The organism is Synechocystis sp. PCC 7339 (genome assembly GCF_019924095.1).
Taxonomy (GTDB): Bacteria; Cyanobacteriota; Cyanobacteriia; order Cyanobacteriales; family Microcystaceae; genus Synechocystis.
In genome coordinates, this window is the sequence record NZ_CP063659.1 from 3,645,590 (window position 1) to 3,658,165 (window position 12,576).

16 protein-coding genes are annotated in these 12,576 nt (G+C 43.8%); 6 read left to right on the top strand and 10 right to left on the bottom strand.

The features are described from left to right. Positions 1-58 precede the first annotated feature (58 nt). From IQE94_RS17350 to IQE94_RS17360, 3 genes are all read right to left on the bottom strand, one after another. Positions 59-1,465, bottom strand: a complete 1,407-nt coding sequence (locus IQE94_RS17350; protein WP_223342416.1) for an amidase — start codon at positions 1,463-1,465, stop codon at positions 59-61. Between the two features lie 108 nt (positions 1,466-1,573). After that, a complete protein-coding gene (locus IQE94_RS17355) occupies positions 1,574-3,064 on the bottom strand; it encodes a hypothetical protein (protein WP_212719279.1) in 1,491 nt (496 codons plus the stop codon). A gap of 133 nt (positions 3,065-3,197) precedes the next feature. After that, positions 3,198-3,335, bottom strand: coding sequence for a hypothetical protein (locus tag IQE94_RS17360; RefSeq protein ID WP_223342417.1), 138 nt, complete (start codon positions 3,333-3,335; stop codon positions 3,198-3,200). Between IQE94_RS17360 and IQE94_RS17365 the strand changes: the two genes are divergently transcribed. From IQE94_RS17365 to IQE94_RS17380, 4 genes are all read left to right on the top strand, one after another. Next, entirely contained in the window at positions 3,334-4,191 is an 858-nt protein-coding gene (locus IQE94_RS17365; RefSeq protein WP_212719276.1) for an META domain-containing protein, read from the top strand. The genes IQE94_RS17360 and IQE94_RS17365 overlap by 2 nt on opposite strands. Positions 4,192-4,605: 414 nt before the next feature. Further along, a complete protein-coding gene (locus tag IQE94_RS17370; protein ID WP_212719273.1) occupies positions 4,606-5,820 on the top strand; it encodes an EAL domain-containing protein in 1,215 nt (404 codons plus the stop codon). A gap of 65 nt (positions 5,821-5,885) precedes the next feature. After that, positions 5,886-6,494, top strand: a complete 609-nt coding sequence (locus IQE94_RS17375; RefSeq protein ID WP_212719270.1) for a Panacea domain-containing protein — start codon at positions 5,886-5,888, stop codon at positions 6,492-6,494. Next, entirely contained in the window at positions 6,487-6,888 is a 402-nt protein-coding gene (locus IQE94_RS17380) for a hypothetical protein (protein WP_223342418.1), read from the top strand. Before IQE94_RS17375 ends, IQE94_RS17380 begins: the two co-directional genes overlap by 8 nt. Here the strand turns inward: IQE94_RS17380 and IQE94_RS17385 are convergent. The 7 genes from IQE94_RS17385 to IQE94_RS17415 all read right to left on the bottom strand — a co-directional run bounded on the left by IQE94_RS17385 (position 6,885) and on the right by IQE94_RS17415 (position 11,671). Next, entirely contained in the window at positions 6,885-8,525 is a 1,641-nt protein-coding gene (locus tag IQE94_RS17385) for a restriction endonuclease subunit S (protein WP_223342419.1), read from the bottom strand. The genes IQE94_RS17380 and IQE94_RS17385 overlap by 4 nt on opposite strands. 15 nt (positions 8,526-8,540) lie before the next feature. Continuing rightward, positions 8,541-8,723, bottom strand: coding sequence for a hypothetical protein (locus IQE94_RS17390; RefSeq protein ID WP_212719262.1), 183 nt, complete (start codon positions 8,721-8,723; stop codon positions 8,541-8,543). Positions 8,724-8,824: 101 nt separating this feature from the next. Next, the gene (locus IQE94_RS17395) at positions 8,825-9,097 is read right to left on the bottom strand and encodes a hypothetical protein (protein WP_212719260.1); all 273 of its coding nucleotides are present in this window, start codon (positions 9,095-9,097) and stop codon (positions 8,825-8,827) included. A 114-nt stretch (positions 9,098-9,211) separates the two neighbouring features. After that, positions 9,212-9,505, bottom strand: a complete 294-nt coding sequence (locus tag IQE94_RS17400) for a nucleotidyltransferase family protein (protein WP_212719257.1) — start codon at positions 9,503-9,505, stop codon at positions 9,212-9,214. Between the two features lie 58 nt (positions 9,506-9,563). Then, on the bottom strand, positions 9,564-9,914 hold the full coding sequence (locus IQE94_RS17405) for a type II toxin-antitoxin system PemK/MazF family toxin (RefSeq protein ID WP_212719254.1): 351 nt from the start codon (positions 9,912-9,914) through the stop codon (positions 9,564-9,566). Then, complete coding sequence (locus IQE94_RS17410; RefSeq protein ID WP_212719238.1) at positions 9,911-10,162, bottom strand: AbrB/MazE/SpoVT family DNA-binding domain-containing protein; 252 nt, start codon at positions 10,160-10,162, stop codon at positions 9,911-9,913. Before IQE94_RS17410 ends, IQE94_RS17405 begins: the two co-directional genes overlap by 4 nt. A gap of 39 nt (positions 10,163-10,201) precedes the next feature. Next, positions 10,202-11,671 carry a class I SAM-dependent DNA methyltransferase gene (locus tag IQE94_RS17415; protein WP_249213980.1) on the bottom strand — a complete coding sequence of 490 codons (1,470 nt, stop codon included), beginning with the start codon at positions 11,669-11,671 and terminating at the stop codon, positions 10,202-10,204. Between the two features lie 112 nt (positions 11,672-11,783). Between IQE94_RS17415 and IQE94_RS17420 the strand changes: the two genes are divergently transcribed. Both IQE94_RS17420 and IQE94_RS17425 read left to right on the top strand, forming a co-directional pair. Then, on the top strand, positions 11,784-12,008 hold the full coding sequence (locus tag IQE94_RS17420; RefSeq protein ID WP_212719235.1) for a hypothetical protein: 225 nt from the start codon (positions 11,784-11,786) through the stop codon (positions 12,006-12,008). 21 nt (positions 12,009-12,029) lie between these two features. Further along, a complete protein-coding gene (locus IQE94_RS17425; protein ID WP_212719232.1) occupies positions 12,030-12,536 on the top strand; it encodes a hypothetical protein in 507 nt (168 codons plus the stop codon). Positions 12,537-12,576: the final 40 nt, after the last annotated feature.

Here is a 12,576-nt window from a genome sequence, read left to right on the forward strand (position 1 = left end):
GCCCCCTAACCTCCAATGCTGGGGGAATTGGATGATTGCAACCAATCTTGACACTGCTTTAGGGCATAAATTGGGTCGGCAGTTGCCTCGGCCCATTGCCCTGCAATTGTTGCTCTAATTGATAAGCCAGAGCTAACACCGTGGCATCGGCGGCGGGCTTACCAATAATTTGCACACTAAGGGGTAAACCCTGGTCATCAAATCCCACCGGAATGGCGATCGCTGGTAGGCCGGCCGCATTAGCGGGAGGGCAGGGGGCAATCCATTCAATAATTTTTTGCACCACATCCGGGGGGGACAAATGGGCCCATTCCCCTACTTTGGGGGGCTGGTGGTTAAAAACGGGCAAAATCAGAGCGTCATACTGTTCCATAAAGCCGACAATGTGGCGGGAAATCACCTGCATATCCCTTACTCCCCGCAAATAGTTCCCCGCTGTGCCGCTGGTTTCCCCTAACCACTGATTAACCGTCTCCAATAGGGGCAAAGGAATGCCAGAGGCCCCCACCCCAGCTTTCCAAATTTGAGCGAACGGTTCAATTAATTTGGTGACGTCAAAACAGGTTTCTTCCAATTGATGCCCCAATTCCCCAGCGGCGGCGATCGCCTTGGCCACAGCCCCTTGAATAGCTTCAGTACTAGTAAAGGGAGGTAGGGAAAAAGCATAGGCCAGCCGTAGTTGGCCAGGAGTTTCCCCAGTGGTCTCTAAAAAAGGGCGATCGGGAGAAGGTAACCAATAGGGATCCCCGGTTATGTAACCTTCCATCACATCCAACAGGGCCGCCGCCTCCAACACCTTCCGACTGAGGGGGCCATGGCAAGCAATGCCACTCTGGTAATCCCCCACTGGAGCCTGGGATACCCGGCCGCGACTAGGTTTAAAGCCCACTAAGCCGCAACAGGCCGCTGGTGTTCTGACGGAGCCCCCCCCATCGGAACCCTGGGCAATGGGTACTAATCCCGCTGCCACCGCTGCCGCACTACCGCCACTGGAGCCTCCGGCATTGTGGTCCAAATGCCACGGATTCCGCACCGGCAAAAACCCTGGGGGTTCGGTGTAGGGAAATGATCCCAGTTGGGAAGTGACAGTTTTGCCCACAATGGTGAATCCCGCCGCCTTCATTTTTGCTACCACGCCATCATCATAGGTGGCTAAATTTTCCTTCAGGGCCGCCACCCCATAGCTCACTGGCATACCAGCGACGCAGTTTAAATCCTTAACCGCAATGGGGACACCAAAAAATGGTGGCAAGGGCTCAGAATTACCCAGGCTCACTAAATACTCGGTTTTTTGCTTAGCATCGGCGATCGCCGACTCCCAAGCCACGTGGGCAAAACTGCCTACTGTTTGATCATATTTCCCCAGGCGATCGAGATAATACTGGGTGATTTCCAAAGGAGAAACCTGGCGAGTGCGGACTAGTTGGGCTAGGTCCAGGGCGGTGAGCAGGCAAAAATCGGTCATATTCAGAGTAGAAAATAATTGGTGATTAAAAAAATAAAAAGGCCAAGGCTGTAAGACATTAACGTAATTTGACAGAGTTAGCTCCTTCTATAGCCTGCACCCAGACAGTTAACTAACTGTATTACCCAAAATTCGTTCAATGTCAGCTTCGGAAAGTTTTTGCAGATAATTAATCTTGAATTCTTCCAGGAAATCGATTAATAATTCTTCAATATCTTCTAGGTGGTGGTTTTGATTAAGTTCCAAGTTAAGTTCCGTGGTCAGCTTAGTGAGCAAATTTTCTAGGAGTTGGTCAAACTCCTTATCCTGTTCCAGAAAGCTTTGGAGAAGGGTCAGTATACGTTGATAAAACATTGCGATCATATTGGCCATCATTTCCCGCTGCATATTTTTTACCCCAGGTAGACTTTGTAACTGGCTATAGCCCTGAATTTGACCTAGGGAAGATTGCATATTATAGAGCATAAAATCCTGCACTTCTGGCTCTATTTCTGGCAGTACTTTTTGCAACAAAATCTGAGAAACAATCCTAATAATTTCCACCAGTTCATTGCGGTTATTAAGATTAATATATTGGGTGGTTTTGGCTCGGTCTAAAATTTTTCGCAACGCTCCTTCCCGCACCAACTCCTGCATTTGTTCCACTAACCGCACCACAATTACCTCTGTCATATCTTCAGCAATGATGGCAACGAAACCCTGAGTAGCCTGGCCCTTGACCTTATTCAAATCCATCAATTTGGCCTTATCGAGCCTTACGGTGAGGGGGATAATTCGCAACCAACGGAAAAATGGCAAAAACAAAAACAAGTCGTACCAACGCCACAGCATGGCATCAACCCAACTTACTCCCCGGTAACGCAAGCTGATTAAACGGGTACGCCCTAAAAAATCTATTAAGAAAATGAAGAAAAAGGGAAAATCAATTAAGCCAAAATTGTCCACTGGCTGGCCATTTTCGCCAATTTCACGGAAATAGTTGGTGGCTATCAACGGTCTAATTTCCCGGTCAAAAAATAGTAGCTGGCTAGTTAGTCCATTTTTTAACAGGTATTTCTTAGACCAAAAAGTTTCAAAAGATTCGGTGGCGGAGGCATCGGTGGAACCAAAAACATGGAGCCGCATACGATTTTTAATCCGCTCAAAGGTGCCAGTTTTATTGGCAATTTGGAAGGGATTTTCTATAATCATTTGGGCGCTGTCTTGGCGTAATTCCGCCAGAATATTATCAATTTCTTGCGCCTGTTGGACATTACCAGCTCCATCCAAGGCCTGTTCATCCAGTTTGCTATTTAATTCATCTACCAGTTCTAAATAGGCGGTGGTGGAACGGTAAGGCTCAATACCTTTTACCCAGTCGTAGTAGGGAGTAATATTGAAGGGAAAAATTCGCACGGGCTGTTTGGGAAATACCCGCTGGAAAGGGCCGACTTTAACTGAAAGTTGTACTGTCCCCTGTAACCAAAAATCCCGCAGCGGGATATAGGTCAAATCAAACAGAACTAAACCGTAATTAGCCAGTAAAATTAGAGCTAATATACGCTCATACCAAAGGGGTACTGCTAGACGTTTTTTGGATCGGTCGAAGGGACGAGGCATAGTTAGAAATGGCGAAATGCTTGGTTGACGGCCGATCGCCAGATTTGAAGATTAGGCATGGAAAGCCTCCTTGTCCAAAGTTTTGGCGAGATTAACCCGGAGTCCCCACCGTTGGAGAGGAAAAATTAAGGTTTCAGGAACGGATGCTAATGGCAGAGGCAAAAACAATTAGGAAACTGTTCCGTCCCAATTCTAGGGAAGAAATCGTCAATGGTAAAATCATGGGGACATAGATATCTTGTTTTTTAGCTAATTGCAACACTGTAACCATGCGTTTGAACTTTTCCCAGATTTTCTTTTTCGCTACCATTATGGGCGGATTGGCATTGGGGATTATCGATAAAACCCTACCCCTTTTGTCTACCAATTCCGTTCAGGCCATGGAAGCTTCTAACTCTTCATCTCTCCAGGGTACTACTTGGTATATCAGTGGGTGGTCTGGCTCTCCAGTGCCGGGCAGCGCTCCGATTACGTTGCAATTCAAGGACAATCGCCTGATGGGAACAGCGGGTTGCAATAGTTTTAATGGTGCCTACACTAGTGGTGACAGTAACTTAACTATTGGCCAAGCTTTGGCCACTACCCGTAAAGCTTGTGCCGCCGAGGTTATGGCCCAGGAGCAGAAATTTTTGCAACTTCTTACCCAGGTAACGGCCTATAGCATCGGCAATGATGGCCAACTGACATTAACTTACTTGAAGAATAGGGAACAGGGTAGTGTCACTTTTATTCCGGCTAGTCAGTACAGTGTCCTCCACAACAGTCAATGGCAACTGGTGGCCATGGCCGGTGTGGAACCCATCACCAACGAAGAAAATTCCCAAGGGATACCCCAGGTTCAATTCCTTGGCGATCGCCTGGCCGGGACTGGGGGATGTAATCGTCTTATGGGGCAGTTCACCATTGACGGGGAAAATTTAACCATCGATGAGCGCATGGCTTCCACCATGATGGCCTGCCCTGAACCCCTGATGAACCAGGAACAACAATTCATTAAAGCCCTAGTCAATGCCCAAAAATACCAGATTCTCACCAGCGGTGAATTGGTGATCGACTACCTAACGGCAGATAAAACTGAACAATTAGTTTTCTTGCCCCTAACAGTAGATCCGCAGACCCAAGGATAGTGCCTCTAAACTAGACACAAAGTACTTGCCAGGGAGACAATCTACTAGTCCACCACTGGGGCGGGAGAGGAAAATGTTCAGTCCATGTGGAAAGCGAACCACACCGACCAGACAAGAATTCCGATAAAGAGAACCGTCCCCACCACAAAGGCGGCATTATGGAGACTGTTGGTGTCGATGAGCGTCATACAATCAAGGAAGTGTTAGGGGTTTAGGGCTTTCAGAGCCATTTAAATCCGTTAACCATTACCAGGGGGCAAAGCAACAAGCCTTCCAAGTTTAGCCTCTGTTTGTCCAGGAACATTACCTTGGAGGGCAAAGGTCACAATTTTTGACAATTGCCCCATGGGAAAGCGTTAATTTAGCTTGATTACAGACGAATCGCACAATTTCATTGCCAAATCCCTAACCACCATGACCCACCCCAATGCCCTACTTACAACCCGTCATTACCGGGCTGGTGATCCCATTTTCAGTGAGGGAGACTGGGGAAATTTTGCCTACATTATCGAAGAGGGACAAGTAGAAATTTGGACAGAAATCCAGGGCGATCGCCGGGTGTTGAATGTACTCCAACCGGGCAGTTTATTTGGGGAATTGGCCCTAGTAGATGCCAACCCCCGTTCTGCTTCCGCTTCAGCCCTGACAGACTGCATTCTTTCCCTAGTGACCCCCGATCAGGTCAATCAACGCATTGATAGCGCCGACCCAATTTTGCGTCTGTTGTTATTGGTGGTGATCGGTCATTTTCGCTCCGAAAGTAATAATTTTCGGGGGACCAACGAGCCTTCCCCCGAATTAGATGCCGCCCTCACCAAAGCCAAGCTTTCCCTCAAAGAACGCATCACCGGCGCCGTGGACATGATCCGTTTAGAAGGGGAAATGCAAGAGGCGATCGCCAAAGAACAATTCCATCTGGTGTACCAACCCATTGTGTTCATGGACGATCTGCGTATCGAAGGTTTTGAAGCCTTGATTCGATGGGAAAGTCCCAAGCGGGGTTTTGTCCGTCCAGACGTTTTCATTGAGGTGGCCGAAGCAACGGATTTGATTATTCCCATCGGCCAATGGGTCATCGAACAAGGATTAAAGGACTTGAAAAGTCTGCAGACAAAATTCAACTCTAATCTGTTAATGAGTTTTAATATTGTCGGCCGACAGACTAATAACGAAGACTTCATCCCTTGGCTATTGGACAGGGTGGATCACCATGGTCTAACCCCCAATAAAGTAAAGCTAGAAATCATTGAACGTACCCTTTTTAGCGGCGACAGTTCTGCTCCCTGGATTGAAAATTGTCGCTCCCGAGGGTTTGCCCTAGTGCTGGATGACTTTGGTACTGGATATTCCAGTCTGCAATACCTCAATGAGTATAAAATTGACCGGGTAAAAATTGATAAATCCTTTGTGGACGGCCTGGGTACGAACCAAAACAGTGAAAGTATTTGTTCCGCTATTTTGCAACTCTCCCATGCCCTGGGCATGACAGTGGTAGCCGAAGGTATTGAAACCCAAGCACAATTGGAAGTTTTGCAGTCCCTAGGATGCGACTATGGCCAAGGTTATCTATTTTCCCGACCCCTACCCTTTGATCAGGTCATGGCCCTACCAATGGACTCCTTCCGTTAGGGGAAATTTGTTAACCCTGACGCAAAAAAGTGAGTTAATCCATAATGGTGGTAGAGGTAATCACTATGGAATCGACAGCTTCAAAAGAAATTATTTTTGGATTTGATGATGTCAAGGCAACCCAAGCAGCGGCTCATTTGCTAAAGCTTCATGGCGAGGCTGACGCTATGAGCTATTTAGGTTTGTTGAAATTGCTCTATATTGGCGATCGCCGTTCGTTGGAGAAAAGGGGTTATCCGATTACGGGCGACAATTTTGTAGCGATGAAATATGGCCCAGTTTTAAGTCATGTTTATGATTATGTGAAGCCCAATGGAGGTTATGCAAGTTCCGATTATTGGAATCGGCATATTGAAACAATTGCTACGACAAGGGCATCCCATAAAAAAGTTTATGTCACTTTGATTGATGATCCAGGAGATGATGAATTATCTATTGTAGAGGAAAAAATTTTGCAAGGAGTTTACCAAGAGTTTGGACATAAAGATCCTTTTGCCGTAGCAGAATGGACTCATTATTTACCAGAGTGGCAAGATCCGGCTAATTTTGGCAAAAAAGTGATGCCGATTGATGTCCAAGAACTTCTAAGTTACTTACACAAATCAGATCAAGATATTATCCTCATTAAGGAAATAGCAGAAAGAGAACGATTCCTTAATCAAGCTAATGGCTAGTTTTTCGATTACGTTAGGGGATGTTTATTTGTTGGATACTGGTGGGACTAAAAATCACTGGTATATTGCTTTAGTTCCCTTTGGCGATCAAGCTTTTCTGTTTGTTAATATTTCGACATGGTATGAAGGTTCAACGCTGAACGATGGAACCTGCATTTTAAGACCAGGCGGATCGATGCCAGGCTTTATCAAAAGTAAGTCATTTATTGCCTATGAATATGCAAAGGACTTTACGGTTCAAAGACTAGAGCAATTAATAGCCCCTAATTCTGATATTCCTTATGCAAAACTTCAACCGCAGGATTTGAGAAGAATCCAGAAGGAAAGCCTAAAGTCAGAGAACCTGGCGAAAAAGTATCTCAAGGCAGTTAAAGTTCATTTAGATAGGCCTTAAAACTCTGCCATCACTGATTCTAAGAGTTGGGTTTGTTTGGCGTTTTGTTGGTCAATTTGGGTTTCTAGGCGATCGCACAATGTCATTAATGCGTCCACTTTTGCGACGATGCGGTGTTGTTCGGGCAGTGGGGGAAGGGGGATGAGAATAGGGTATATTTTACTGCCTGATATAACAGGTTGAGCGGTTGCGCTTTTGTCAGTCTGAAGATTAATTGTCTTAAAAAGCCAAATAACAAAATTTTGATAAATTCTTTCCTCATCGTAAATTGTAAAAAAAGCATTATCAGTTACCCATGCTTTTTCGGGAGTTAAATGAATACTTCCACAGTAATACCCAACTCGTCCAATTACAATAGTTGATTTTTCAGTATTAAATTCATCATGATATCCAGTCACGCCATTTCCACCATAAACAGGAATTTTACCATCCTTCATCTTTTCTTTTGTTAAATTTGTCCCAGAAGTAACTCGGAATAGGCTTCCAAGCCTAACCCATTCCCAACTATCGGGTAAATCATAGGGAATTTCATCGGCTGTAATTTCAGGTAGGGGCTTTTGCTTTTTAAGTTTACCCTCTTTAATTAACCGTTGCTTCTCTACTTCAATTTCCTTTAACAAATGACTGGCAGGTGGATCGCCGGGATCTTGGGGGACGAGTTTGCCCATTACTGCCAATTGCAAAATGGCTTGGCGGAGACTGGTGACGTTTTCCTTAACTGCGTACAAGTCGCCAAAGTTTTCCTTGATAAAATCCCAAGCCTGGCCAAAGGTTTCCTGATCCGAGGCTTTTAATAGTTTTTCCCGTGCCGCTGTATGAATCAGGATGCGTTTCTGTTCCCGTTCTCGCTGGAGTTGCTCTAATTGGTCACATTGGGCCATCAGGCGATCAACTTTTTCGACAATGCGCTTTTGTTGGGCTATTGGAGGTAGACCTAAAACTATTAAACCAATTGTTCCTTGACTAATTGCAGGGACTGAAGTTCCAGATTGATATTGAGAAAAATCAAAAGATTCTAACAGTTTATACATCCATTCTATATAAATCTTTTTATGAGGTTTTATGCCAAGACAATTATTATCAATAGCAGTCCTTTTTATTAAAATCCTTCTTTTGTTTGTTGCAATTGCTCCGCCAATTTTTGGAAAAATTATAGTATTGGGTTCATGAATATTTGTTTTCTTTTGTAATGCTAACTCTTCTGAAATAGTATTATTTGCTATGCGAATAAACTTTTCATTTCCAATAATATTCATATCACTTACCTTACACATAAGAATTTCTTGCGAGGTATCTCCTTGAATATTATTCGAAAAACCCGAACCAGTCGCCCAAAAACCAAGTTCTATTAGTCTCACCCATTCCCAACTCTCAGGCAACTCATAGGGAATTTCTTCTGCTGTAATCTCCGGTAAAGGCTTCTGCTTCTTAATTTTTCCCGCCTTAATTAATGCCTGCTTTTCCGCCTCAATTTCCTTTAACAACTCCCCAGCCGATTGATCACTGGGATCTTGCGGCACTAACTTCCCCTGCATTGCCAAAGTGAGAATCAATTCCCGTAACCGCTTAATGCCATCAGGAGCAGAAAACGCCGTTTCAAAATACCTATCTAGTAAAACATCAGCAGTAAAAATCATTAGAAAGTTTGAAAATTAATAAACATCATCATGGGAACCAACATTTAACAAAACAATTAATTCTTGTCCGGTATCCATGTCAATTTCAATCGTAAAAATAATACGGCAATCATAGCCACAAGAACAAGCCTTAAAACCCTCTAAATTACCTTTTAAACGATGGGTAGCTAGATTTGGAGCATAAACATCATTAGCCATTACTGATAATGATTCTTCAATTTGTCGTTCTAGGCGCTGATTTCCCTTAACAAATTTTCACAATGACCGCTTAAAGCGAGATGTGATAACAATTTTTCGTTTCATTCTGGCTCTGCTAAAAAATTATGTAAATCGGCGATTGCCTCCTCTGCCGTCATGCGTTTTAATTGACCTGAACGAAACTCTACTAAACCTTCTTGACACTCTTGGGCTAATTGCTGGCGACGTTTGTCAGCTAACCGATGGGAGACAATATTCATTAATAATTCTTGCTGATCAATCGGTAAATCTTCTATGTTATCTAACAGTTTTTCAAACGTTAACATTGCTTTCACTTCTTGATTAAGATTAATTGTTCTTTTAGACAGTACCATTGAGCGGTAAAGACTTTGGCAGATTTTGAAGTATTGGAAAATTAGGAGTAAGCATAAAATAGGTTATTAATTTTGGGCAATTCCTGATTTCATCATAGCTTTAGTTCATAATTTCTAAAAGGCATAAATCACGTCCTCTAAAACAGGTTTTCTCAAATGTTCTCGCAAAGACTGTTCCATTCCTAGATCAACCTTGCATTGAAATAAATCTTCCAAAAAGTGTTGCACCTTAAGTAATTCAAACAAAGAAGGTGTTTCAAAAAAATCTACTAAGAAATCAAGGTCACTTTTTTCCGTTGCCTCATTTCTTGCCACTGAACCAAAAAGACGTAAAAATTTAACTCCCATTCTTTCCAATTCAGAACGATGGATCTTTAAACAGTCAAGTACCGCTTCACGAGTAATCATTTTTACCTCTTAATTGAATTTAGAAAAACACATCAAAAAATCTATAAATCTTTGCTAGTTAATCAACAATCAACTTAAGAACACTGACAACCTGATCCACAAAAGAAGCCGCCATAATCTCCCCCGTATCGCGCCACCAACGTAAACTTAAATCCACCGTTCGCACCTGTTCCGCGATCACAGATCCCTTAATCCGATAGTCGGCAGGAATCGGGATTAACGTCTGAATTTCTGGCTTCAGGGTACTGGTAATCGGGGCAACGATCGCCAAGCCATTACGCGCCTGATTAAAAGCCGTATGACTCAACACCAAACAAGGTCGGGCTTCCCCCTCTTGTTCCCGTCCCTCTGTGGGGTTCAAATTTAGGCGAATGACCATTCCCCGCTCTGGAAAAGACTGATCGCTCATAGTACCTCTTGCCCTTGGGGAGCACTAGCCACAAAATCCACCACATCATCAGGATAGGTAAAATCCGGGGGAATAGAGGCCAACAACGATGTCAGATTGGGGGGAGATAGCTTTTTCTGAATCATTAACCCCTGCTCTGTCTCTACCAAATCCACCACTGTCTGGTCATTTAATTCCCAACTGACAGCCAACTTATGGGGAATCCGTAGCCCTAGACTATTGCCCCATTTCCTTAACTCAACTTCCATCTTATCCCCTATAATTATACAAAAGATAATTATATCAGATTAACCCAACGCCTGCACTAATTCCGATTTCAACAATCCTTGAATCTCCTTAACCTGTTGGGAAATTTCCAAAAATTCTGCCATCAAATCCGCTGGATCGCCATGATCAATAGTTTCTTGATGGGGATTTTTGCAGTCGAGATTATAGTTACGGTCTGCAATCTCCTTAGCCGACATCGGCCAAGCATACTCATTTTGCTCTCGGTTATTCCACCAAGCCTTTTCCCGGTCAAACTCCTGAATAGTCAACGGCTTAGAACGGGAGTAAGACTTATAGCCCGGTGGGTAGGGATGTTCAAAAAACCAAACTGTTTCCGTGGGTTTTTCCTTCTCAAAAAACAAAATATTGGTGGAAATACTGGTGTAGGGACTAAATACACCCTTTGGTAAACGGACAATAGTGTGCAGATTAAACCCCGCCAACAACTCCTGTTTGAGGGTTGTTTTTACCCCTTCCCCAAATAAAAAGCCATCGGGCAAAACAACTCCGGCCCTTCCCCCCTCATTTTTGAGCAGGTGCATGATCAAACCCATAAATAGGTCTGCCGTTTCCCTGGTGCGGTACTTAGTTGGAAAATTTTCCTCAATGCCATCCTCCTCCATACCCCCAAAGGGTGGGTTTGTGATGATGAGATCTACCCGTTCTGCTGGCTTGTAATCCCGTAATGGCTTGGCCAAGGTATTGTCATGGCGGATATTGGTGGGCACATCAATCCCGTGCAACATCATATTGGTCATCGCTAGCATGTGGGGCAAAGGCTTTTTCTCAATGCCATGCACTGTCGCCTGCAATAGGTTGCTATCGTCGGCGGTCTTCACCTGTTGCCGTAAATACTCGATTGCACAGGTCAAAAAGCCCCCCGTGCCACAGGCCGGATCGAGAATAGACTCCCCCAATTGGGGGTTGAGAATATCCACCATAAATTGGGTCACGGCCCTGGGGGTGTAATATTCCCCCGCATTGCCCGCCGATTGCAGATCCGCCAGAATTTTCTCGTAAATATCGTTAAACAAATGGCGATCTTCCGAGGAATTAAAATCCACATCCTGCTCAATGACGTTAATCACCTGGCGCAACAATGTCCCCGACTTCATATAGTTGTAGGCATCCTCAAACACGGAGCCAATTACCTTGCCCTGATTGGATACCCCCGCCGCCGTCGCTAATCCTTTCAAGGTGGGAAATAGATCGTTATTAACAAACTCGACCAACTCCTCCCCGGTCATGCCTTCTTGATTCTTAGCCCAGCTTGACCAGCGGTACTTTACCGCCAGGGGGGACTGATAACCCGGCACTAAAAATTCCCACTCCTGCTCCTTATCATCAAAGATTTTCAGGAATAACAACCAAGTTAACTGGCTAATACGTTGGGCATCCCCGTCCACCCCCGTATCCTTGCGCATAATGTCTTGAATGCTTTTAACCAAAGTGGCGATCGCCATATTTATCCCTTGATAAGCTTTTGCCAAGTAGCTTGCTGTCGTCTATTATGGGCCTAGCACGAAACTTATATCTAGCACCTTTAGGCTGGATTTATAGTTACCAAACAATCACTGCCCATTTTGAATATCGCTGATAGCCATGTCGCTAAAAACTAATTTACGCTACAGAATGCCATCAATGAAAGAAGGAATTACCCGCCTCTTTGATGTTAGCGGTGCTATGCGAGATGATTTTTCAGTTAGTTCCGTGAGAAAAAAATCTGGCAAAGTTATTGTTGTTAGCAGTCGTTCATTCAATATTGCGGCGACAAAAATTAATCAGAAAATGATCGATGTAGAGACGAAACACCCTAGTCTTGTTTAACAAAAATAGTGCTCGGCTATTATGGAAAATCCTGGCAAATACCAAGCAGAGCCTAAAAATTTAGACTTGTCTTATCCCCAAAAATTGATTGATGATAAGCATGGTATTCAACAAATCACCTACCGTCAAGGACCAATAGAAGCTAGTGAGCTAGAAGCTTATAATAAATTAGTGCCAGGGTTTGCGGAAAAGTATCTAACTGAGCTTTTTGTCGGAGCTGAACATCAGCGAAAAATTGAATTATTAGAAATAGAGCAAGAAAAATCTATCTTGGAAACCCAAAAAGAAATATTTAACAAAAACCATCGTAGATCATTGTTGGCTTCTAAACTTGGTAAGTTGGTTATTTTAGTGGCAATATTAACTGCTGGCGGACTTGCCTATTTTGGCAAAGAAAAAACGGCTGTGGCAATTGTTGCTTCCTTGGCTGGTGTATCAACCATTATTTACGGCACAGATGCTTACAACAGAATTAAGGAAAAGCAAACCGAAGCATCGAACAGAGACAGTGAACAAGAAGAAGACTAAATTTTTATAAAAACAAAAACATGCTTGTATTTTAATTATT